Annotated in this window: 24 protein-coding genes; 20 read left to right on the top strand and 4 right to left on the bottom strand. The window is 32.4% G+C overall.

Going from position 1 to position 23,818, the window contains the following annotated elements:
- Position 1: 1 nt before the first annotated feature.
- From Z053_RS0116950 to sufD, 8 genes are all read left to right on the top strand, one after another.
- Positions 2-769: an MbnP family protein gene (locus Z053_RS0116950; RefSeq protein ID WP_025666179.1), complete on the top strand. Its 768-nt coding sequence runs from the start codon at positions 2-4 to the stop codon at positions 767-769.
- Positions 770-778: 9 nt separating this feature from the next.
- On the top strand, positions 779-1,822 hold the full coding sequence (locus tag Z053_RS0116945) for a cytochrome-c peroxidase (protein ID WP_081748284.1): 1,044 nt from the start codon (positions 779-781) through the stop codon (positions 1,820-1,822).
- Between the two features lie 132 nt (positions 1,823-1,954).
- Positions 1,955-2,284, top strand: a complete 330-nt coding sequence (locus Z053_RS0116940) for a HesB/IscA family protein (RefSeq protein WP_025666177.1) — start codon at positions 1,955-1,957, stop codon at positions 2,282-2,284.
- A gap of 40 nt (positions 2,285-2,324) precedes the next feature.
- Positions 2,325-3,770 carry a Fe-S cluster assembly protein SufB gene (gene sufB / locus Z053_RS0116935; RefSeq protein WP_025666176.1) on the top strand — a complete coding sequence of 482 codons (1,446 nt, stop codon included), beginning with the start codon at positions 2,325-2,327 and terminating at the stop codon, positions 3,768-3,770.
- A 25-nt stretch (positions 3,771-3,795) separates the two neighbouring features.
- A complete protein-coding gene (locus tag Z053_RS28800; protein ID WP_025666175.1) occupies positions 3,796-4,185 on the top strand; it encodes a hypothetical protein in 390 nt (129 codons plus the stop codon).
- A 39-nt stretch (positions 4,186-4,224) separates the two neighbouring features.
- Positions 4,225-4,977, top strand: coding sequence for a Fe-S cluster assembly ATPase SufC (gene sufC, locus Z053_RS0116925; RefSeq protein WP_025666174.1), 753 nt, complete (start codon positions 4,225-4,227; stop codon positions 4,975-4,977).
- A 44-nt stretch (positions 4,978-5,021) separates the two neighbouring features.
- Positions 5,022-5,399, top strand: coding sequence for a four helix bundle protein (locus Z053_RS28795; RefSeq protein WP_035096343.1), 378 nt, complete (start codon positions 5,022-5,024; stop codon positions 5,397-5,399).
- Positions 5,400-5,465: 66 nt separating this feature from the next.
- Positions 5,466-6,779: a Fe-S cluster assembly protein SufD gene (sufD, locus tag Z053_RS0116915; RefSeq protein WP_025666173.1), complete on the top strand. Its 1,314-nt coding sequence runs from the start codon at positions 5,466-5,468 to the stop codon at positions 6,777-6,779.
- 73 nt (positions 6,780-6,852) lie between these two features.
- Here sufD and Z053_RS0116910 read toward each other — a convergent pair whose 3' ends face one another.
- On the bottom strand, positions 6,853-8,205 hold the full coding sequence (locus tag Z053_RS0116910) for a serine hydrolase domain-containing protein (protein WP_025666172.1): 1,353 nt from the start codon (positions 8,203-8,205) through the stop codon (positions 6,853-6,855).
- Between the two features lie 78 nt (positions 8,206-8,283).
- Here Z053_RS0116910 and Z053_RS0116905 point away from each other — a divergent pair, with 78 nt between their 5' ends.
- From Z053_RS0116905 to Z053_RS0116860, 10 genes are all read left to right on the top strand, one after another.
- A complete protein-coding gene (locus tag Z053_RS0116905) occupies positions 8,284-9,498 on the top strand; it encodes an aminotransferase class V-fold PLP-dependent enzyme (RefSeq protein ID WP_025666171.1) in 1,215 nt (404 codons plus the stop codon).
- Between the two features lie 73 nt (positions 9,499-9,571).
- The gene (locus Z053_RS30285) at positions 9,572-10,282 is read left to right on the top strand and encodes a DUF4377 domain-containing protein (RefSeq protein WP_025666170.1); all 711 of its coding nucleotides are present in this window, start codon (positions 9,572-9,574) and stop codon (positions 10,280-10,282) included.
- Positions 10,283-10,322: 40 nt separating this feature from the next.
- The gene (locus tag Z053_RS0116895; RefSeq protein ID WP_025666169.1) at positions 10,323-10,745 is read left to right on the top strand and encodes a SufE family protein; all 423 of its coding nucleotides are present in this window, start codon (positions 10,323-10,325) and stop codon (positions 10,743-10,745) included.
- Between the two features lie 50 nt (positions 10,746-10,795).
- Complete coding sequence (locus Z053_RS0116890) at positions 10,796-11,122, top strand: SUF system Fe-S cluster assembly protein (RefSeq protein ID WP_025666168.1); 327 nt, start codon at positions 10,796-10,798, stop codon at positions 11,120-11,122.
- A 52-nt stretch (positions 11,123-11,174) separates the two neighbouring features.
- The gene (locus Z053_RS0116885) at positions 11,175-11,612 is read left to right on the top strand and encodes a PaaI family thioesterase (RefSeq protein ID WP_025666167.1); all 438 of its coding nucleotides are present in this window, start codon (positions 11,175-11,177) and stop codon (positions 11,610-11,612) included.
- A 324-nt stretch (positions 11,613-11,936) separates the two neighbouring features.
- Positions 11,937-13,139, top strand: coding sequence for a histidine kinase (locus tag Z053_RS0116880; protein WP_025666166.1), 1,203 nt, complete (start codon positions 11,937-11,939; stop codon positions 13,137-13,139).
- A 275-nt stretch (positions 13,140-13,414) separates the two neighbouring features.
- Entirely contained in the window at positions 13,415-13,579 is a 165-nt protein-coding gene (locus tag Z053_RS31585; RefSeq protein ID WP_160170114.1) for a hypothetical protein, read from the top strand.
- Between the two features lie 14 nt (positions 13,580-13,593).
- Positions 13,594-14,352 (top strand): LytR/AlgR family response regulator transcription factor, encoded by a 759-nt coding sequence (locus Z053_RS0116870; RefSeq protein ID WP_025666165.1) that lies wholly within the window; start codon positions 13,594-13,596, stop codon positions 14,350-14,352.
- A 141-nt stretch (positions 14,353-14,493) separates the two neighbouring features.
- Positions 14,494-15,003: a DUF2480 family protein gene (locus Z053_RS0116865; RefSeq protein ID WP_025666164.1), complete on the top strand. Its 510-nt coding sequence runs from the start codon at positions 14,494-14,496 to the stop codon at positions 15,001-15,003.
- A gap of 184 nt (positions 15,004-15,187) precedes the next feature.
- Positions 15,188-16,141 carry a DUF3078 domain-containing protein gene (locus tag Z053_RS0116860; RefSeq protein ID WP_025666163.1) on the top strand — a complete coding sequence of 318 codons (954 nt, stop codon included), beginning with the start codon at positions 15,188-15,190 and terminating at the stop codon, positions 16,139-16,141.
- 80 nt (positions 16,142-16,221) lie between these two features.
- Here the strand turns inward: Z053_RS0116860 and Z053_RS0116855 are convergent, their stop codons facing one another.
- Both Z053_RS0116855 and Z053_RS0116850 read right to left on the bottom strand, forming a co-directional pair.
- Positions 16,222-16,665, bottom strand: coding sequence for a GNAT family N-acetyltransferase (locus tag Z053_RS0116855; RefSeq protein WP_025666162.1), 444 nt, complete (start codon positions 16,663-16,665; stop codon positions 16,222-16,224).
- 143 nt (positions 16,666-16,808) lie between these two features.
- Positions 16,809-20,069 carry a S41 family peptidase gene (locus Z053_RS0116850; protein ID WP_025666161.1) on the bottom strand — a complete coding sequence of 1,087 codons (3,261 nt, stop codon included), beginning with the start codon at positions 20,067-20,069 and terminating at the stop codon, positions 16,809-16,811.
- 373 nt (positions 20,070-20,442) lie between these two features.
- Between Z053_RS0116850 and Z053_RS0116845 the strand changes: the two genes are divergently transcribed.
- A complete protein-coding gene (locus Z053_RS0116845) occupies positions 20,443-21,468 on the top strand; it encodes a DUF3078 domain-containing protein (protein ID WP_025666160.1) in 1,026 nt (341 codons plus the stop codon).
- Between the two features lie 2 nt (positions 21,469-21,470).
- Here the strand turns inward: Z053_RS0116845 and hflX are convergent, their stop codons facing one another.
- Positions 21,471-22,679 (bottom strand): GTPase HflX, encoded by a 1,209-nt coding sequence (gene hflX, locus Z053_RS0116840; RefSeq protein WP_025666159.1) that lies wholly within the window; start codon positions 22,677-22,679, stop codon positions 21,471-21,473.
- A 122-nt stretch (positions 22,680-22,801) separates the two neighbouring features.
- Here hflX and Z053_RS0116835 point away from each other — a divergent pair, with 122 nt between their 5' ends.
- The gene (locus Z053_RS0116835; protein ID WP_025666158.1) at positions 22,802-23,785 is read left to right on the top strand and encodes an endonuclease/exonuclease/phosphatase family protein; all 984 of its coding nucleotides are present in this window, start codon (positions 22,802-22,804) and stop codon (positions 23,783-23,785) included.
- The last annotated feature ends 33 nt before the right edge of the window (positions 23,786-23,818 follow it).

The raw sequence follows: 23,818 nt of genomic DNA, 5'->3' as shown, positions 1-23,818 counted from the left end.
AATGAAAAACATCATATATATCCTCATAGCAACATTAGTAATTGTATCCTCCTGTAAAAATGATGATGACGGAGCAACAAATACTTTCGGAAATGCTATCCTTGATTTTAAAAACACAATCAATAATAATGGCATCGAATTAACTACAGATTCCTATACCAACGCAAGTAATGAAGTCTATACCATTTCAGAATTAAAATATATTATAAGCAATATTGTTTTAATTAAAGCTAATGGCCAAGAATTTGTATATCCTGTAGATCGAAGTTATTTCTTAATTAACGAAGAAGTTTTAGAAAGCAAAAAAGTGAGCCTTGCCGATATTAGTGCAGGAGAATATACTAAAATCAAGTTTGGTTTTGGGGTCGACCAATCAAAATATCCACTTAACGGAATGGCGAACTTTATTCCTACAGCAGAAGAAAGCGGAATGTTATGGAGTTGGTCTGCTGGATATAAATTCCTTAAATTTGAAGGAACATATACCGTAAATGGTGGCGCTAATATGGATTTTTTAATTCATGTTGGAAGCCATGGTACTACTTTAGACAATTATAAGGAAATCACAATCGAATTACCCAGCACATTAACTATTGAAGAATCAAAATCACCAGAAATAGCAATTAATGTAGATATTGCAAAGATATTTGATGGTACAAATACACATTCACTAGAAGTAAAAAATAGTATTCAGGTAGATGCAGAGTTTGCGCCAAAAATTGCAGAAAATATAAGCGCTATGTTTACTGCAACTAGCGTATCTAATTAAAGTAATATTTTGAAATTATTATCATATATAGCAATTATCCTTATCGGAACTGCATGTAGCTCTGATAAGGATAACTATGTTCCTATAGAAAATGCAAAACTAGAATTTACTGTACCCTCAAACTTTCCCGACCCTACCTATAATATAGCACTTAATCCTCCTACCGAAAAAGGTTTCGAATTAGGAAAAAAGTTGTTTTATGATGGTCGTCTAGCCTCTGATGGTGTAATTTCTTGTGGTTTTTGTCATATTCAGGATTTTGCATTTACCCATCATACACATATTGTAAGCCATGGTGTAGGCGGTGCCTTAGGAACTCGTAATGCACAGCCATTACACAATATGGCTTTTATGAAAGAGTTCACATGGGACGGAGCTGCAATGCACCTGGATCTTCAGCCTATTATACCCATCACTGCAGAAGTAGAAATGAATGAAACTTTTAATAGTATTCTTAAAAAGCTAGAAGAGCAACCAGAATATGTAAAATTATTTGCAGAAGCATTCGAAGATCAAAAAATAAATTCTGATAATATGCTCAAAGCAATTTCTCAATTTATGATTATGATGATTTCTGCAAACACCAAATACGACAAAATTGAAAGGAATGAAGGCTCTGTTTTTACAGCAGCAGAAGCTACTGGTTTCGAACTCTTTAAAGCTAAATGCGCTTCTTGTCATAAAGGTACATTATTTACGGATCAATCGTATCGTAATAATGGACTACCCATTGATCCTCAATACAATGACATAGGAAGAAAACGTGTTACAGGATTAACCGAGGATATGCAAAAATTTAAAGTTCCTAGTTTAAGAAATATTGAACTTACTTTTCCGTACATGCATGATGGTCGATTAAAAACTTTAGATGATGTTTTAAATCATTATAGTGATGGTGTGGTAGATTCTGAAACTTTAGATCCAATGTTTAAAAATCAAAATGGAACCTTGGGAATCCCAATGACAACCGAAGAAAAACAGCAAATTATCGCTTTTTTAAAAACACTTACAGATGATGATTATGTAAATGACACTCGTTTTTCAGAATTCTAAAGTATTTTTCTATAGACCATTATAACTTTTACCTATTCTAATATATAACAGATATATGTTAGGTTTTGTGTATAAAATCTACTTATGTAGTATATTTGCATTTCATTTAGAATTAATCTATATTATAAAAGTATGATTAAGGTATCAGACATAGCAAAAAATAAGGTCATCGAGTTGATGAGTGAGGATGGATATAATGCAGTTACCGATTATGTGCGTGTAGGTGTAAAAAGTGGGGGGTGCTCTGGTTTATCATATGATTTAAAGTTTGATAAAGCACAACAGGAAGGAGATAAAGTATTTGAAGATAATGGTGTAAAAATCATTGTAGATAAAAAAAGTTTTCTCTATTTAATTGGTACAACTCTAGAATATTCTGGTGGTTTAAATGGTACCGGTTTTGTGTTTAATAATCCGAATGCCAGTAGAACATGTGGCTGTGGAGAAAGTTTTTCCCTTTAATCTATAAAAAAAGTCCTGAATTAATTCTAGGATAAAGAAAATGGCGTATACTGAAGACGACTTAAAAAAAGAACTAGAGACCAAAGAGTACGAGTATGGATTTTATACCGATATAGAATCTGATACTTTTCCTGTTGGTCTTAATGAAGATATAGTTCGTGCAATCTCTAAGAAAAAAGAAGAACCCGAATGGATGACAGAATGGAGGCTTGAAGCTTTTCGAGCATGGGAACAGATGGAAGAACCCGAATGGGCAAATGTTACTTATGAAAAGCCTGATTTTCAGAATATTTCTTACTATTCTGCACCAAACAAAAAGCCTAAATACAATAGTATTGATGAGGTAGATCCAGAATTACTCGATACTTTTAAAAGACTTGGGATTTCATTAGACGAACAAAAGAAATTAGCAGGAGTAGCTGTAGATATAGTAATGGATTCTGTATCAGTAGCTACGACGTTTAAAGAAACCCTTGCTGAAAAAGGAATTATATTTTGTTCTATTTCTGAAGCTATTCAAGAACATCCAGAGTTAGTTAAAAAATATATCGGAGCTGTGGTTCCTCAAAAGGATAATTTTTATGCTGCTTTAAACTCTGCTGTTTTTAGCGATGGTTCGTTCTGCTATATCCCTAAAGGTGTTCGTTGTCCAATGGAACTATCTACCTATTTTAGAATCAATCAGGCAGGTACGGGACAGTTCGAGCGAACTTTAGTAGTGGCAGATCAAGGGAGTTATGTAAGTTATCTAGAAGGATGTACTGCTCCTTCTCGTGATGAAAATCAGTTGCATGCCGCTGTTGTTGAATTAATAGCATTGGATGATGCAGAAATAAAATATTCTACAGTACAAAACTGGTATCCCGGAAATGCTGAAGGAAAAGGAGGAGTTTATAATTTTGTGACCAAAAGAGGAATTTGTGAAAACAACGCTAAAATTTCTTGGACACAAGTAGAAACAGGATCAGCAATTACCTGGAAATATCCTTCTTGTATCCTAAAAGGTGATAACTCTGTAGGAGAATTTTATTCTATTGCAGTAACCAATAATTTTCAGCAAGCAGATACTGGCACAAAAATGATACACTTAGGCAAAAACACCAAAAGTACTATCATTTCTAAGGGTATTTCTGCAGGGAAGTCCCAAAATAGTTATCGAGGATTAGTGCAAATAAGTAGTAGAGCGACCAATGCGCGTAATTTTTCGCAATGTGATTCATTATTGATGGGCAATGAATGTGGCGCACATACGTTTCCTTATATAGAAACTAAAAACAAAACCGCTCAAATAGAACATGAAGCAACTACAAGCAAAATAGGAGAAGATCAGATTTTTTATTGTAACCAACGAGGAATCGATACAGAAAAAGCAATCGCTTTAATCGTTAATGGTTTTAGTAAAGAAGTATTGAATAAGCTACCTATGGAGTTTGCAGTAGAAGCTCAAAAACTTCTGGAGATTTCTTTAGAAGGTTCTGTAGGCTAATTGTAAAACCATCAAATCTACATTAATGAAAAAAACATGTATTTTAATTGCACTAAGTCTTATTCTTTTTTCCTGCAAATCCGAAAACAAAAATGAAGAACCTAATTTAATTCGTGGCGAATTTATTCTTATAGATGATGCAGCAGTCTTAAAAGGTAATGATTTTATATATGGTGTGATAATTAATGATGTCACTCTAGAACTCGCTAAAAAAGTAGAACCTCTGCAAAGAGAAGAATATGACATGGTTCCTGTAGTAGTAAAGGGAATCATAAAACCCAATCCAGAACAAGGATGGGAAGAAATAGTAGAAATAAAAGAAATTATCGGGGTAAGTGCGCCAACTTCAGAGTTGCCCACTAAAATTAAATCTTCTGAAGAAGATAAAAACTCTGATCCAGAAAAAGAAAAATAAATAAATTATATCTCAAAAGAGATAAAAGTTTTATATAACATGTTAGAGATAAAGGATTTACACGCAAGTGTCGAAGGGAAAGAAATTTTAAAAGGTCTTAACCTAAATGTAAAAGCAGGAGAAATACACGCAATTATGGGTCCTAACGGTGCTGGAAAAAGTACATTAGCCAGTATCGTTGCGGGTAAAGAAGAATATGAAGTTACCAAGGGAGGAATTCTTTTGGAAGGAGAAGATATTGAGGAACTTGCAGCAGAAGAAAGGGCTCATAAAGGAGTTTTTCTGTCGTTTCAATATCCAGTAGAAATTCCTGGTGTAACGGTAACTAATTTTATGAAAACCGCCATAAATGAAACACGAAAAGCACAAGGTCTTGAAGAAATGCCTGCCAAAGACATGCTTAAAAAAATTCGTGAAAAATCTGAATTATTAGAAATCGATCGCAAATTCTTATCCCGTTCTCTTAACGAAGGATTCTCGGGTGGTGAGAAAAAACGTAATGAAATCTTTCAGATGGCAATGATGGAACCTAAATTGGCAATCCTTGACGAAACAGATTCTGGACTTGATATAGATGCTCTACGTATTGTAGCCAATGGAGTGAATAAACTAAAAAGTGAAGACAATGCTATTGTAGTAATTACTCACTATCAACGTTTGCTAGACTATATAGTTCCAGATTTTGTACATGTATTATATGACGGTAAAATCGTGAAATCTGGTACCAAAGAATTAGCTTTAGAACTAGAAGAAAAAGGATACGATTGGATTAAAGAAGAAATAAACGCTTAATTGTTAGTTTGGTTTGTTGTTTAAAGTTTCAAATTAGCTAAAATATGGCAACTATAAAAAGATTTGAAGATTTAGAAATTTGGCAAGAAGCCAGAAGATTGTGCAAAGAAATTATTCTTTTATCAAAAACAACTGGTTTAGAAAATGATTATAAACTAAAAGATCAAATTAAAGGTTCTTCTGGCGCTGTAATGGATAACATCGCTGAAGGTTTTGAACGAGACGGAAATATAGAATTTAGACAATCCCTCTCTATAGCCAAAGCCTCTTCGGGAGAAATAAGATCTCAATTATATAGAATTTTCGATTCAGGATATATTGAAGAAAAAACATTAAAGATATTAGTTAATGACTATGAAACTTTGAGCAAAAGAATTGCTGGTTTTATTAGTTATTTAAATAAAAAGAGTCTAGAGGTGTAAAGAATAAGAATCCCGACCTTAAAACTCGAAACAGTTTCGTAAAAGAAACAAAACTTGAAACTAAATATGGAATTGAAAGATAAGTTGGTATCTTCTTTTTTGGCCTTTGAAAATACGGTAGATGTTGACACAGCTGTTCATGATATCAGAAGTCAGGCTATTAAAACTTTTGAAGAAAAAGGATTTCCTACCAAAAAAGAAGAAGCGTGGAAATATACCTCTCTAAATACTGTGCTAAAACATGATTACAGTATTTTTCCAAAAGAAGAAAATGCTTTAGATTTTAAGGATATAAAAAAGTACTTCCTTCATGATTTGGATACATATAAAATTGTATTTATTGATGGTAAGTATTCGTCTCATTTATCTGAAACGACTCATGATAAAATCGATGTATGTTTAATGTCATCAGCACTAACTCATGAAAAATATCGATTAATCATTGAAAACTATTTTAACAAAGTAGCTCCTAAAGATGGGCTTACTTCTTTAAATACAGCTTTTTCCAGAGAAGGAGCTTATATCTATATTCCAAAAAATAAGCTAGCTGATAAGCCTATACAGATTATACACTTTTCTACAGGAAATGAAGCTGCACAGATGTTACAACCTCGTAACTTGATTGTTGTTGGAGAAAATTCTCATGTGCAAATCATTGAGCGCCATCAGAGTTTAACAGATAACCCTGTTCTTACAAATGCTGTAACCGAAATTTTTGCAGATAAAAGAGCAATCGTTGATTACTATAAAATCCAGAATGATAATCAAAATGCTTCATTGATTGACAATACATATATCGAACAGCATGCGCAAAGCGTAGCATCGGTACATACTTTTGCTTTTGGTGGAAATATCACCAGAAATAACCTTAATTTTTATCAAAAAGGAGAAGGGATTGACTCTATTCTTAATGGTATAACAATTATTGAAGGAAAACAGCATGTAGATCACAATACCTTGGTACATCATACAGAACCAAATTGTGAAAGTCATCAGGATTATAAAGGAATTTTTGGAGAAAAAGCCACAGGGGTTTTTAATGGAAAAATCATTGTCAATAAAGAAGCACAAAAAACAAATGCTTTTCAGTCTAATAACAATATCTTGTTAAGTGATAAGGCAACCATCAATTCTAAACCACAATTAGAAATTTTTGCAGATGACGTAAAATGTTCACATGGTTGTACTATTGGGCAATTAGATGATAATGCATTATTCTATATGAAATCCAGAGGTATCGGAGAAAAAGAAGCTAGGGCTTTATTAATGTATGCATTTGCAAACAATGTATTGTCTAGTGTAAAAATACCTCAACTAAAAAGTAGAATTAATAAACTAATCGCTACTAAGCTTGGTGTAAACATTGGTTTTGATTTGTAAAACAACTGTTTCAGCAACAAACAAAAACACTAAAGCCAAATCTTCTACGATTTGGCTTTAGTGTTTTTTATTTCTACTCTATCGAGTCAACCATATTCTTTAAAAACGTATTAAAATCTACTCCCGCATCTCCAATGAGTCCAAATCGTACAATAACCAAATCTTTAGAAGGAATAATAAACACCCGTTGTCCCTGAAATCCATTTGCAGAAAACATATCCCTTGGAGCATCTGGATAAAACCCTCCTGCATTTAACCAAAAATGTCCTCCGTAATCTCCTTCAGATGTAGGACTTGGTGTAGTCACATAATCCACCCATGAAGGTTCAAAAACCTGCTCTCCGTTCCAATTCCCTTTATGCAGATATAACAATCCAAATTTACCCCAATCCCTTACTGTTGCCCAAGCATAAGAAGAGCCTACGTAATTACCTGTCATATCAGTTTCTATAAGCATAGAATTCATTCCTATTTTATCAATAAACTCTCGATATGGATAATCAAGATACTCCTGATAGCTTTTGAACTGTTTTCTCAAAATCCCGGATAACAAATTAGACACACCAGAAGAATAATACCAGTATTCATTGGGTTTGTAAATCGCTTTTTTATGAATTTGGGCAATTGTCATGTCTCTATCTACATATAGCATTTTTGTAACATCAGAAATAGAGCCATAATCCTCATCCCATTCTAACCCACAATTCATTTGTAACAGATTATTAATTGTTATCTCTTTTCTTTTATCATTTTGCCATTCAGATACCGGGGCTTTATCATGTATGTTAATAGCTCCTTGTTTTTGTAACACTCCGTAAACCGTAGAGAGAATACTTTTGGTCATAGACCACCCCAGCAACTTAGAATCTTTATCTAATCCATCTATATACTTCTCGGCAATAATCTGATCTTTATAAAGTACAAGAACAGCTCTTGTTTTCTTTATATACTCCCCATTCGAATCAAAAATTGAAGCAACAGTTCTATTTATTTTATCATAATCTACCGTTTTAAAAACTGTGTCTTTTTGTTCTAATTCGCCATATGGATATGACTGTCCTGTTTCTGTTTTAGTTCTATGCGGTATTAAAACAGGTGTGTTTTCATCAAAATCATCGTCAATGAGAACACTCCCTAATCCTTCTCTATAAATCGCTTTTCTCTCTTTAAGGCCAAAAACAGAGGCAACAGATGTTTTGTTTTTCAAATTTACTTCATCATCTGCCAGATCAACCGGTGCAAAATTATTGTCATTTAAATCTGTAAACTCTAAAGTTCTATTGGCAATAAAAACCGATGAATTCATATGCTTTGCAGAATATCCAGTTAGAATTGTAAGTTTTGGGTAATTCAGCACAAATGCAATACAAATTCCTGCAAACAGAATAAGAAATGTAATCCCAATAATTTTTTTAAGTCGTTTCATTATAAAAAGGGTTAAATCATTCTAAAAATAAACAATCCTAATTAGAAATACTTACTACTTTTGCAGAAAGAAATTAATATGCTAGATGTACAGAAAATACGAGACGATTTCCCAATACTTACCAGAGAAGTAAACGGAAAACCTTTGGTATATTTTGATAATGCGGCCACATCTCAAACACCGCAGGTAGTTATAGATGCTATTGTAGATTATTATAGTAGTTACAATGCGAATATTCATCGTGGTGTTCACACCTTATCACAAGAAGCAACAGATGCATACGAAATTGCTCGTAAGAAAATACAAGAGCATTTTGGTGCAAAATACGCTCATGAGATCATTTTAACTTCGGGAACAACTCATAGTATTAATATTATCGCTACCGGCTTTACCTCTCTTCTTTCTAAAGGTGATGAAATTATCGTTTCGGCATTAGAACATCATTCTAATATTGTACCATGGCAAATGTTATGTGAACGTACTGGTGCTATTCTTAAGGTCATCCCAATGAACGAAGATGGTGAATTAGTAATGAATGTATATGATCAATTACTTTCTAATAGCACTAAACTTGTATTTACCAATCATATTTCTAACGCATTAGGAACTATAAATCCTATCGAAGAAATTATTGAAAAGGCGCATCGTGTAGGTGCAGCTGTATTGATCGATGGTGCGCAAGCTTGCCCTCATGTCAAACCAGATGTTAAGGCTTTGGATGTAGATTTTTATGTGGCCTCTGCACACAAACTTTGTGGGCCCACAGGAGTAGGTATGCTTTACGGAAAAGAAGATTGGTTAAACAAACTACCTCCTTATCAAGGTGGTGGTGAAATGATCGAGCAAGTTACTTTTGAAAAAACCACCTATGCCGGTTTACCACATAAATTTGAAGCCGGAACTCCTAATATCTGTGGTGGTATTGCTTTTGGAGTAGCACTTGATTATATGAATAGTATTGGTTTTGACAATATTGCCGCATATGAGAACGAACTTCTTGAATACGGTACACAAAAATTATTAGAAATTGAAGGGCTAAAAATTTACGGCACCTCCAAAAACAAAACTTCGGTAATCTCTTTCAATCTAGATAATATACATCCTTATGATGTAGGAACTATTGTGGATAAACTTGGTATTGCAGTACGCACAGGACATCATTGTGCACAGCCTATTATGGATTTTTATAAAATACCAGGAACCGTACGAGCTTCTTTTTCGTTCTATAATACCAAAGAAGAAATTGATGCTTTGGTCGAAGCTGTTAAAAAAGCCAAGATGATGCTCTCATAATTTATTTATAACATTTGGTTTTGTATAACGTTATTTAATTACCATACAACGTGTTAAATAAAACAACCAATCTATGAGCAAGTTTTTTTCCTTATTAAGTATCGTTATTTTGTTTTCTTCATGCCAGGAAACCAAACGAGTATTTATAGCAAATACTCTGGTAGATTGTGTTGGTGTTGGTCCTCAAAAATGCATGTTGTATAAAGAAAACCTAAACGATAAATGGACTTATTTTTATGATACAATCGAGGGTTTTAAGTATGAAGATGGATACAATTACGAAATTGAAGTTATCATTACCAAAATAGAAAATCCTCCGGCTGATGGTTCCTCATTACACTATACTCTAGTTAAAATAATATCAAAAGAAAAAAATCAATCTGTAGCTCAAAAAATTCCTGTGAAGTATAAAAAACCCAAGGAAAATATAGTCAATATCGAATATCAGGCACTTTCTAGAGGTTCTTTTTTTCAAATCAAAATCAATAAAGATCGCATTGAAAAAACTACAGATAGAAACTTAAAAAATAGTGATTCAAAAAAATGCTCAAAAAAAGATTGGGATACTATCACTTCGCTCCTCGAAACTATAGATCTTGATAAAATAAGTGAGCTAAAAGCACCTACAGAAAAAAGACTCTTTGATGGCGCTGCACATGCACAGCTAAAAATCATTTCTTCTACCAAAACGTTTGTTTCGAATGGTTTTGATCATGGATATCCTCCTCAAGAAATACAAGAATTAGTTAATACTATGCTATCATTGGCAGAAAGTATTGAATAGCAATTATTCTTGTTGTATTTTTGTTGAAAATTTGTACGTAATGACAATACAAGAAATTCAGGAAGAAATTGTTGACGAATTTAGCATGTTTGATGATTGGATGCAACGATATGAATACATGATTGAGTTAGGAAAATCACTACCTCTTATTGAAGAAAAATATAAAACAGACGACAATATCATAAAAGGATGCCAGAGTAAAGTATGGGTACACGCCGAAATGAAAAATGATAAAGTTGAATTTACTGCAGATAGCGATGCCATTATTACCAAAGGTATTATTGCAATATTGATACGTGTTTTTTCTGGGCAACACCCTTCGGCTATTATTGAGGCTGATACCGATTTTATCGATGAAATTGGCTTAAAAGAACATTTATCACCAACACGTGCTAATGGTTTGGTAAGTATGATTAAACAGTTAAAAATGTATGCTATCGCTTATCAAACACAATTGAATTAAATCAATTTCTGTTGTACAATGCTTGTTAAAGCAATATTAAAACTAAAAAAATGAGTGAAACCACTATAGATACAAACGACTTAGGAGAAAAGATTGTAAGAGTACTAAAAACCATTTATGATCCCGAAATTCCGGTTGATATATATGAGCTAGGGCTAATCTATGATGTCTTTGTTAATGAGGACTATGATGTAAAAATCTTAATGACACTTACTTCTCCCAATTGCCCTGTAGCAGAGTCCCTTCCTGAAGAGATTCGAGAAAAAGTAAAGTCTCTAGATGCAGTAAATGATGTAGAAATGGAGCTTACTTTTGATCCACCATGGTCACAAGATTTAATGAGTGAAGAAGCAAAATTAGAACTGGGTATGCTGTAACTGATACTGCAATCATTTTGGAATAACTTTCTAAAATAAATAAACAAGGAAAATGAATCCTGAACATTATAGCAAATTAGAAAGAATGTATTTGCAGGCCAATATTAATACTGCACTCTATGATACCACCACAGTTAAAATTTCTGAAGGGTTAGCACAAATCGAACTTAAAATTTCGGAGAAGTATTTTCATGCATTAGGAGCAATACATGGTTCTGTCTATTTTAAATTGCTCGATGATGCCGCTTTTTTTGCCGTAAATTCTATTATAAAAGATGTTTTTGTCCTTACTACTTCGTTTAATATTAATCTAATACGACCTGTTGATAAGGGAATAATTACAGCAGTTGGAAAAATAAAATTTAAATCCAGAAATCTATTTGTTGCAGAATCAACACTATACAATAAAGACGGAAAAGAAGTTGCATTTGGAACCGGAAATTTTGCAAAAAGCAAGATAGAGCTTTCAGAAAAAATAGGATATAAATAGCTTCTTTATAAAAAGAAATAAAGCTTTATAATACTACTTCACTTATATACTCATCTTTCTGTGATATATAATCTCGTCTTCATTCATTTACAGATATTTTACTGTTTTTAAAATCTTTTGGTGCTAAAAAGGATTCTGTGCTATGTAATTATCGATAATTCAACCATTGATCAATTACCTCTTACTATCTGTCAATTACTGAAACGAATATCTTCAAAAGCATTTTATGTTTGTCCTAAAAACTTGGTTAGTTATGCCAGCTTTTTATCACACAACCTTTTTAACTCTTGTGATATATGAATCAATTTTAAAGCAAACTAGATTATGATCAATCTAAAAAAACACCTTAGTTTAAACCAAGATCAGTTTGAAGATATTTTAGTGTATTTTTCAAAATCACTTTTGGGTAAAAAAAATGAAGAAGCAATTCTTTGGGATCTAGCTAAAAACTGTATTTCTAAATTGGGTTTTATAGATTGTGTTATCTATCTGATAGATCAAAAAAATAAATCATTAGTTCAAAAGGCGGCTTATGGTCCTAAAAACCCTAAAGATTATTTGGTATACAATCCTGTAGAAATCAAATTAGGAGAAGGTATTACAGGAAGTGTTGCTGTTTCTGGAAAAGCCGAAATTATTTATGACACTTCTAAGGATCCTAGATATATTGTCGATGATGAAACGCGTTTATCAGAAATAACAGTGCCCATTGCAACTGATAATGTTATTTATGGAGTTATTGATTGTGAGCATCCTGATAAAGGTTTTTTTACAAATCAACACCTAAAAATGTTGTCTGCTATCGCTTCAATTTGTGCAATAAAAATTAAAAGCGTTAGAGATACTAATGCGCTACTAAAGGAGCAGCAAAACTTGCTACAGCTTAAAGAGGAAATGCTCGATTTAAAATTAAGGGTTTTTAAATCTCAAATGAACCCCCATTTTGTATTTAATGCTCTCAATGCTATTCAATATTTTATTGTTTCAGAAAACAAAAAAACAGCTTTACAGTATTTATCTGTTTTTAGTAAACTTATACGGTTTTATTTAACTCATTTAGAAAAAGAAACCGTTGATTTAACTGAAGAAATTACTATGCTTAATTGGTATCTAACACTTCAAAAACTACGCTATAATAATACATTTGATTATAGTATTTCTTTTAATCAAAAGCCTTCTAAGCATCTAAATGTAAAAATTCCTTCATTTATTTTACAAACTTTATTTGAAAACCTAATAGAGCATGCTATCCATAATCAGCATAAAAATCAAACTATAAATATAATCTTCGAGATAAGCCCATCCAATATTATTGTAAACATACATTATAACTATACTACTGAAATTATTGATAAAATCAGATATACACCAGAATATAGAAAACAAATTGTAAAATGCCTTGACCTTATTAGATCTGTAAATAGGATTAAAAAGTATAAGATTAAGAAAAAAGTAATCCCTATTCTAAATACCGATAAGAGCATTTTTGGTAATAAAATCACTCTAACTTTCCCAAACATCGAATAAGCTTTATGAGAATAATATACTTTTAATCGGGTGTAGATCAGAAAAATATAAATTTCATTACCGCTTCGTACTCCTCAAAAACAGATCCCAACGAAACATATTGTATAAAAATAGATTTCATAAACTATATGAATGAAATAAAAAAAGAAGAGTATTGGTATGTAAAAGTAGAATGAGAAAAGCTTGATTGTTTCATTTTTCAAAAAAGAAAATTATCTAATTTGCGAAGTGATAGATAATGGTTAGGGAGAAAAGCTTTAAATTCAAGAAATGACATGATAGAAAAAACCAAATCCAGAGGGCAGGAAATGATTTCTGAGCATCTTAAAAAACTAAATAAATCAGGTAATACTACAGAACGTGTACAATTTGTTGATCTGGAAGATGACAATGGCAATCCTATAGGCACAAAGGTTATCATCAAGATACCTGTACTTTAAAATATATTCATAGCATGGATTTAAAAGCAGTAATTGTAGAAGATGAAAAACATAGTAGAGAGAATTTAAAACAGTTCTTAGAAGAGTTCTGTACAGATATAACAGTAACAAGCATGGCTACTTCGGTTTCTGAAGCTATTACGATCCTTTCATCTACCAAACCCGATGTTGTTTTTTTAGACATAGAATTACAAACCGGAACTGGTTTTGATGTACTTAACCAAGTATCAAATTTTAATTTTGAAGTTGTTTTTACCACAGCTTTTGATCAATATGCAATTAAAGCAATAAAATTTAGCTCTCTTGATTATTTATTAAAACCTATTGATCTTGAAGAATTACAAAATGCAGTTGAAAAAGTACGGAAGAAAAAAAACCAGGAAATCTACAAAAAACAACTGGAAACTCTAATGCTAAATCTTAAACAACAAAAACCAAAGCTTAATAAAATATGTTTAGCCACTGCCGAAGGTTTTGAGTTTGTAAATATCGACGATATCATATTTTGTAAAGCCAATGGTTCTTACACCTCTTTTGTTATGAAAAATGAATCAAAGTTGCTGGTTAGTAAACACCTAAAAGAATATGAAAGCCTATTACTTGAGCAAGACTTTATGCGTGTACACAATAGCTATTTAATAAACTTAAAAGAGGTCAGGAAATTTGTGAAATCAGATGGCGGCTACATTATAATGAATAATGATATCTCTGTGAGTATTTCCCGCTCAAAAAAAGAGGATTTTCTTAAGGTAATGTCTACTTTTACAAAGTAATAATTTCTTGTTTATTTTTTTGTTACTATTAATCTGGTATTAAAAATAATATCTTAATCATTTTTAGACTTATATCAGGGTTATAACACTCATAAAAGTCGTAAGCTCAAAATTTAAACAAGTAATAAAAATGACTATGTAATGGCCGATGAAATTGTAAATAGAGTTGCTAATAATAAAAACCTCATCACTTTTGATTTAGAAGAGTATTACCCTAAAGGTAACCGTATTCTTTTTGATATTAAAGACTGGCTTTTTGAAGGGTTAATTTTACGCGAAAAAGAGTTTAGAAAACACATTTTAGATCATGACTGGAGTCAATATCAAGACAGCTATATTGCCTTAACTTGTTCTACAGATGCTATTATTCCCGGATGGGCATATCTTTTATTAACAAGTGCATTACAGCCTTTTGCAAAAAAGGTAGCTGTAGGATCTTTAGAAGCCTTGGAAACTATACTTTATGCCGAAATTATAAATACTATTGATATTTCGGCTTATCAAAACAAGCTTATTATTATAAAAGGATGTACAAACAAGCCTGTTCCTAATGGGGCTTATATCGATTTGATTCAAAAATTACAACCCGTTGCCAAGAGTATTATGTATGGAGAAGCATGTTCTTCTGTTCCTCTATACAAAAGGAAATAAACCCTTTTATCTATTAATGTTGTTTTTTATCGAAAAACAATGGCCTGCTAACATACTTTTAAAGCAAAAAACGTTTCTTAAAATATATTTGCCAACATAAAAATTTACACTGGTTATTTGTACAGGATAATAAATTATTTAACCCTTAAAATAACCTGATTAAATTCCTTAAAACTATCATCAAATGAAAAAAACATTGCTTACTGTAGTTCTATTAATTAGCTCTACAATTCTATTTGCACAAGAAGAAACAAAAAAAGACGACGCTCCTAAAGAAGGATGGACCAAAGGAGGAAACATTAGCCTATTAATAAATCAATCTGCTTTTAATGCAGAATGGCTTGGAGGAGGGACATCTAATGTTGCAGGAAATCTCTCTATATCCTATGATTTTAATTACCGCAAAGGAAAACTCACTTGGGATAATAAAATTCTTGCAGATTACGGACTTACCAAACTTAAAGATCAAGAGTTTATACGCAAAACCAATGATCGCTTAGAGTTAAATTCATTATTGGGTAGACAAATCAAGGAATCATTATGGTACTATTCTTTTTTCTTAAACTTTAGAACACAGTTTGATAAAGGATTTGAATATGGAGAAGAACCTATTTTAGATACAACTACCGGAAATGTTATTGGTACAAGAGAAATCAGAACAGAAACTACTCGTGTTTTTTCTCCAGCTTATTTACAATTAGGCCCAGGCTTATTATGGAAAAAAAGTGATAATCTCAAAGTTAATATCGCTCCTGCAACAGCACGATTTATTTTTGTACATGATATGTTTACAGATGTGGGTAATGATCAGGCAGCAATAGATGCTTTTAACGATGCCGGAGGTTACTTTGGAGTAGAAGCAAACGATACGTTTCGTTTTGAATTTGGTGCTGCACTTAATGGGTATGCTAAATTTGAGATCATGAAGAATGTATCTATGGAAAACATTTTAAATTTGTATTCTAACTACTTAGAAGATCCACAAAATGTAGATATAGATTATACTGCAAACATTGTTATGACGATTAACAAATATTTATCTACTAATCTAACTTTTCAGGCCATCTATGATGATAATGCTGTTGGTGCTTTTCAGATTAGAGAAGTGTTTGGTCTAGGAGTAAATTACGGGTTCTAGAAACAAGAAACTATAGTTCTTTAAAAAAGCATCTTTTATTTGATAAAAGATGCTTTTTTTCTTTAGTAAGTCTACTATTTTTATCCTTTATTAGATGCTAATTGCATATGAAACTCATATTTATCCTCATCAACTGTCTTAAAACCCATACGTTCGTATAAATATCTCGCTGGGTTTTCTTTTAATACTTTTAGTACCATATCTTTATTTGAAGCTTTGGCAGTCTCTATTAGGTCTTTAATCACATATTTCCCTATTCCATGACCTTGATATTCGGGTAATACTTGTATTTGTAGTATTTCTATTGCATGTTCTGTTTCAATATATTTCAATACACCTGCTCTTTGATTAGATTTTAATATCACATAAGCATTATCATATTGAAAATCTATTCTGGATAAATGTTCTTCATCTGACAAGAAAATTCCCATTTCCTCTAAGTGTTCGACCATTGTCGCTTTTCTTAATTTAAATAAGAAATCCTTATCCGATTCTTGTGCTTTAATCAATTCTAATTTTTCCATAGCAAATCATATAATACAATATCACGAATATACTTTAATTTATGAAACACATTTTTGATAATACAATACATATCATATAAAAAATAAAAGCGAGAGTAAAGAAAATACTCTCGCTTTGATTATGTATCTCTTTTGCAAGCAAATTACTTAGAACGATCCTCTGCCGCAGGCACTTTATTCTTTGGATTTTTATCACTTTCTTTAAGTGTTTTCAGCACTTCATTGATAGCTCGATCCAGTTGCACATCTATACCTTGAGCATCTTTTCCTGGGTTCTCTGGAACATGGATATCCGGTTCTACACCATGCCCTTCTGCAAACCAGGTTCCATCGGGGTTATACATCCTAAATGTAGGTACTGTTACATATCCACCGTCTATTAATTCTGGTGATCCCGAAATTCCTATTAGTCCTCCCCAGGTTCTTGTACCGATAAGCGGCCCTATTTTTCTTTTCTTAAAATAATCGGGAAAAGCATCACCTCCACTACCACTCCATCCATTGATAAGCATCGCTTTAGGACCATAATGCCCTCTTGGAGGCCAAGCCCAGTCTTTTCCTTCTCTTACTTTGTAATAGCTCAATAATGGTCTGTTTAATAATTCTACAAATCTATCAGGTATTTGTCCTCCATTATTAAATCTTTCATCAATGATTAATCCATCTTTATGATGTTGAGCATAAAACATTCTAACTAATTCTTCTTGCCCATCTATTCCTGTACTTGGTACATAAATATATCCTATTCTTCCTCCAGATTTTTCATCTACATATTTTCGCATTTTTTCAATCCAGGCAAGATTTCTCAGCCTCGCTTCACTTCTTATAGGTTGTACAAGATATTGCTTGCTATTTTTGCCATCAGGAGTTTTGCTAACTGTAATTTCTATTGTTTCATTTGCTTTTCCTTCTAATGCTACATAAGGATCTGCATATTCTGTTAATTCGATTCCATTAATACGTAATATATAATCACCTTCTTCAACTACAACTCCTGGCTTTCTAAGAGGAGATTTAACCTCTGTATCCCAGGGAGCTGGTGTAATGATTTTTTTTATTCTGTATTTTCCCTGGTGTATCTCCCAGTCAACACCCAGATAGCCTGTAGCTTTATTAGAGCTTGATACTACGTCTCCACCACCTCTATATGTATGAGAAGCATTTAGTTCTGCAATTAATGCTCCGGTAATTTTATTTAGGTCATTTCTACTTGCTGCATATTCGATCAATGGCTCATATTTCTTTTTCATAGCTTCCCAATCCAATCCGTGTAGATTTTTATCATAGAAGAAATCTCTTTCTAAACGCCATATATCTGTAAAGATTTGTCTCCATTCTTCTTTTGGGTTAACGGTCATTTCCATTTTAGAAGTGTCTATATGATCTTCTAGTGATTGATCTTTTGCGACTTCTATAATTCCCATTTTTTCTTCGCTAAATACTAAAATATTATTGTTATCAAACGAAAGTTTATAATCATCTACATTTTCAAGGATTGTATTTTCTTCATCTTCTTCAAAATCATAATATTTTAAAACCGATTTTTCGTCTTTTGATCCTGTTCTGGGGTGTTTCAAGAAAATGACTTTACCCTTGGCTGCACTTATTCCTCCTGTATTCCCTAGTTCTACAGGTAAAATAATCATTCTGGATTCTATACCATCAAAATCTATGCGTATTGGTTTTATCTTCTGATCTTCCTTTTCTTCTTCTTTCTTCTTGTCTTTGGTATCCTCTTTCTTATTATCACCTTCATTTATGGATACTTTATCATTTTTTAATTCAATAGGATGTACTGCATCTTTTGTAAGTGGAATGATTCCTATTTTAGTGGCATTAGGGTATGTCCAGCTATTATCATAATCACTATATACCGGATCAAAGGTTCTATTCGTCGTACAATAGATATACTTATTGTTGACAGAAAAAACAGGGCTGCCATCATCATAAAAAGCAGAAGTGATAGTGTGTTTTCTCTTTTTATCTATATCATAAATAATGATATGCTGATTTCCATTTTCATGAGAATTTGCATAGGTAATATATTTACTGTCATTTGACCAACTCACAGAAAAACCAGATAACCCTCCTTGAAACAATTGTATTTCCTGATCTATTTTGGTAATCGTATTGTTAGTAATATTTGCCAGTTTTATATGCATTTTCTGATCTACAAAAATTAACTTTTTACTATCAGGAGACCAAAATAACTGGTATCTAAATCCCGGACCTTGCTTTGAGATTTGTTTCTCTGAATTATTTTTAAGATCTCTCACCATTAATTCATATTCGCCTGTTTTATCACTCCAATATGCAATATATCTTCCATCTGGTGACCAACTGGGATAACGCTCTGCAATGCCACTCGTACGTGTTAGGTTTTTAGTAATCCCATCTTTTTTAGGTACAGAAAAAATATCTCCTCTGGCACCTACAATAATCCTATTGCCATCTGGGGCAATACCAACACTATGAATGTATTTTTCTGCTTTCTTTACCTGAGGTTTTAATCCAGTAAAATCACCAATAGCACTTATGGATATTTCTTTTGTTGTTTTTGTTGCTACATCTAAAAGATATAATGTTCCTCCAGCTTCAAAAACAATTTCAGATTTTCCTATAGATGGGCGTTCAATATCAAATTCTTTAAAAAATGTAATTTGCTCGTGTTCTTTCGATTGTAAGTTATATTTCCAGATATTGAACTTTTTTGAAGCGTCTTTATCCGAAAGATAATAAAGGTCATCATTATTCCACATGGGTAGTTCATCATTACCATCGTTATTGGTAATGTTTTCAGAAGTTAAGGTTTTAAGGTTAAAAAGATAGATGTCAGACGCCATTCCCCCTCGATACCGTTTCCAGTTTCTGCTTAGCCTTGATTTATCTGTCATAGCAACAAGATCACCGTTTACATGCAGATCTAATTCTTCGACTTTGCTTATCGGTATTCTTATTGGTAATCCTCCATTAACAGATATCTTAAATGCTTTAGAAAAACGTTGTTTACCGCTTTCCATTCTAGAGGTGTAGATTAAAAATTTTCCGTCTTTGGTCCATGCTTTAATATTATCAGACATTCCGTGAGTTGTAATCCGTTTAGGAATACCTCCGGTTACCGGGATTGTATATATATCATGGTTTCCATCATAATTAGCATTAAACGCGATAGTTTTTCCATCTGGAGAAAATTTCCCCATTGTTTCTCGACCGGGCTTAGTTGTTAATCGATGTGCAGTGCCTCCCCGCTTATTTACAATCCATAAATCATCTGCATAAGTAAAACAGATATTAGAATCGGAAACATCGGGATATTGAATCATTTTTGCAGGTAGTTGGCCATAATTTATGTTTGGCAGCCAATACAATAAAAACAGTGTAATAATCTTTGTGAGATTTTTCATGACATAAAAGTTTTTTGATTGATATATGTTGTTTTTACTATGACCTATGAGTATTTAATATGTTACATCAAATGATCTAATTATTTACTTGATTTATTCACGTGTCATGATATCAAAAGTATTCTAAATGACTTTTCTTTTTATATGATTTTGACACATTAACCTACTGTTAACGTTAATATAGTATGTAATTATCAAATAATAAGGGCTTGACTTATCTATGTTAATAGATCAGTAAATGCAAATTAAAACCGGTATAAGACTAATGAGGAAGTAATCTTCTACAAGTTGTTTTTTGATAGAAATATCATTGATTTGAAAAAACTAAAGGCATACCGTATCTTTGTATTCTACCCTTGCAACAAAAGATCAAATGAGTAGATTTTTTTTAGCTATTTTTCTGCTTTTGTTAGTAACAAAAATTTCAGGTCAGGAAAAAGAAAAAACAAAATATCTGGATTCAATTCAAGTTAATTTAAAACGTTCTCTTGATAGTATTTTAAAAAACACCACAAATGACCTAAATATCATAGTTTTAAAACAGAAGCTAAAAGAAATTACTCCCAAAAAACAAAAAAAAGAACATATCGGGTGGAAAGATAAGGCAAACTTTGCCTTGCTTTTTAATCAATCTGCATTTAATTACGACTGGCAAGGTGGAGGAACATCTAACATTGCAGGAAATGTTACGTTAAACTATGAATTTAACTACAAAAAAAATAGTTTAACCTGGGATAATAAAATTATTGCAGATTACGGACTTACTTTTTTAAGAGGAGAAGATTTTCCTCGTAAAACCAATGACAGGATTGAATTTAATACTCGATTAGGGCAAAAAATTGGTCAAGGTTTCTGGAATTATTCTTTGTTTATCAATTTTAGATCTCAATTTGATAAAGGATATAGATTTACCAAAGATCCTGATACAGAAGAGACCATTCGTACAGAAGAAACTCATTTCTTTTCTCCGGCTTTTATACAGATCGGACCAGGATTGTTATGGAAAAAAAGTGATAACCTGCACATAAATATAGCTCCAGTCACATCTCGTATGATATTTGTAGACAAAGAATTTACCAATGTTGCAGATTATGTAGATGGTGATTATTTTGGTGTAGATGCTGGTGAAAGCTCTCGATTTGAGTTTGGTGGATCTCTTGCAGCTTATTCTAAATACACTTTGGCAAAAAATATAACTCTAGAGCAACTCTTAAACCTGTACTCTAACTATATTGAAGATCCGGCCAATGTAGATATTGATTATACACTAAATATTAACTTACTTGTAAACAAATACATTACGGGTAGTTTTGTGTTTCAAGCAATTTATGATGACAATGCTACCAGTGGATTTCAGATACGTGAGGTAATTGGATTAGGGCTTAAATATAAGTTTTAAGCTTATTCTTCGATAATCTCAGGATATAAAAAGTTATTATAAGGGAAACGAGTTACATGTATATTTCGTGTTTCTTTATATACTCGTTTTCTAAAATCATCAATATTCTCTTTCTTGATAGCAGAAATAAATAAGGCATTATCTCCTATTCTACTCATCCAGGTTTGTTTCCATTCTTCTAGAGTATAATGAGCTTTGGTTCTTTCTGTAGTTAAATCATCACTATCTATTGTTTCATGTTGATAAGCATCAATTTTATTAAAAACCATCATAGTAGGTTTATCTCTACAATCAATTTCATCAAGAATTTTATTCACCGATTCGATATGATCTTCGAACTGTGGATGAGAAATATCTACGACATGTAATAATAAATCGGCTTCTCTTACTTCGTCTAATGTACTTTTAAAGCTCTCTACAAGTTGGGTAGGTAGTTTTCTAATAAAACCTACAGTGTCACTAAGTAAAAATGGAAGGTTACCAATAACTACTTTTCTTACTGTAGTATCCAAGGTAGCAAAAAGTTTATTTTCTGCAAAAACCTCACTTTTGGCAATAACATTCATCAATGTAGATTTACCTACATTGGTATATCCTACTAAAGCTACTCTAACCAGTTTTCCACGATTACCGCGCTGTGTTGCCATTTGCTTATCGATGGTAAGCAGTTTCTTTTTAAGCAAAGAAATCCGATCTCTAACAATACGACGGTCTGTCTCGATCTCTGTTTCTCCCGGACCTCTCATCCCGATACCCCCACGTTGTCTTTCTAAGTGAGTCCACAATCCTGTTAATCTAGGCAATAAATACTGATACTGTGCTAATTCTACCTGGGTACGGGCATAGCTGGTTTGAGCGCGTTGGGCAAAAATATCAAGGATCAGATTCGTTCGATCTATAATTTTAGCCTTCAAAATACGCTCTATATTACGTAGTTGCCCTGGTGATAATTCATCATCAAAAATGACAGTACCTATATCATGTTGTTCTACATAAATTCGTACATCCTCCATTTTTCCAGATCCTATAAACGTTTTAGAATTAGGCATATCCATCTTTTGGGTAAATCGTTTTACCACTTCACCTCCAGCTGTATACGTAAGAAATTCTAATTCATCCAAAAACTCTTCGAGCTTCTCTTCATCCTGGTTCTTGGTTATGATTCCTATCAAAACCGTTTTCTCGTATGCTATTTTTTCTCTTTCTAACATTAGCTACCTAATCTTCTATATCTTAATTTATTATATTGTGCTTTTAAACAAATGTACAAAAGTACAACATTTATGTACTCGGGAACCAACATTATAGCTGGTTTCTTATAAAATTAAATGCGATGGCCAATAAATTTTATTTCAGCAAAAAAAACACAAATCACTTTACCATAGCATTTTATAATCTAGAGAATTTATTCGACACCAAAGATGATCCAAAAACCTTAGACAATGATTTCTTACCTGATTCTGAAAAAAAATGGAATCGAAAACGATATGAAAAAAAAATATTCAAACTTGGTACTGCCATTTCAAATATTGGATTTTCAAAAACAAGAAAAGCTCCTGTTTTGGTTGGTGTTGCAGAAGTAGAAAATAAAACAGTTCTCAAAGACCTTATTAACTCTAAACACTTAAAACAAAAAGAGTACGGTCTTGTGCATTATGATTCTCCAGATGAACGAGGTATTGATGTAGGGTTACTATATCAAAAACAATATTTTGAAGTAAAAAACTCTAAAACTATTACTGTTTTGGTGAATAATGAAATGGGAGAGCGAGATTATACTCGCGATATTCTATGGGTGACCGGTGCTTTAAATCAAGAAGAAGTGCATATCTTAATAAATCATTGGCCGTCGAGAAGAGATGGTGCAGAAAGTACAGCTTATAAACGTATTGCAGCAGCAGAAAAAAACCGTGAGATTATTAACCAGATTACTGATCAAAACCCTAATGCGAAAATTATCATTATGGGAGACTTTAATGACGACCCCTCTAGCGAAAGCATAAAAAACTTGGTACGGCAAGATCTTTTTAATCCAATGGAACGTCTCCATACCAGATATAGAGGTAGTACCAGCTACAGAAGCCAGTGGAATCTGTTTGACCAAATAATCTTTAGTCATAACTTTCATCAATATGAAAAAGGAAAGCATAGTTTTTCTGATGCAGCTATTTTTGATCCGGATTTTTTAAAAATATATAAAGGTCGGTATAAAGGAACTCCTTTTAGAACCTACGCAAGAGGAAAATATAAAGGAGGATACAGTGATCATTTTCCTGTATCGGTACGATTAAAGCTAAACGAAAAGGCAGAAAAATAATATTATTTTTCTGCCTTTTAATGACAACTTATC

This window comes from Aquimarina megaterium XH134, assembly GCF_000520975.1.
Taxonomy (GTDB): Bacteria; Bacteroidota; Bacteroidia; order Flavobacteriales; family Flavobacteriaceae; genus Aquimarina; species Aquimarina megaterium.
Note: the sequence above shows the minus strand (reverse complement) of the source record. Positions and strands in the feature narration are given on the sequence as shown.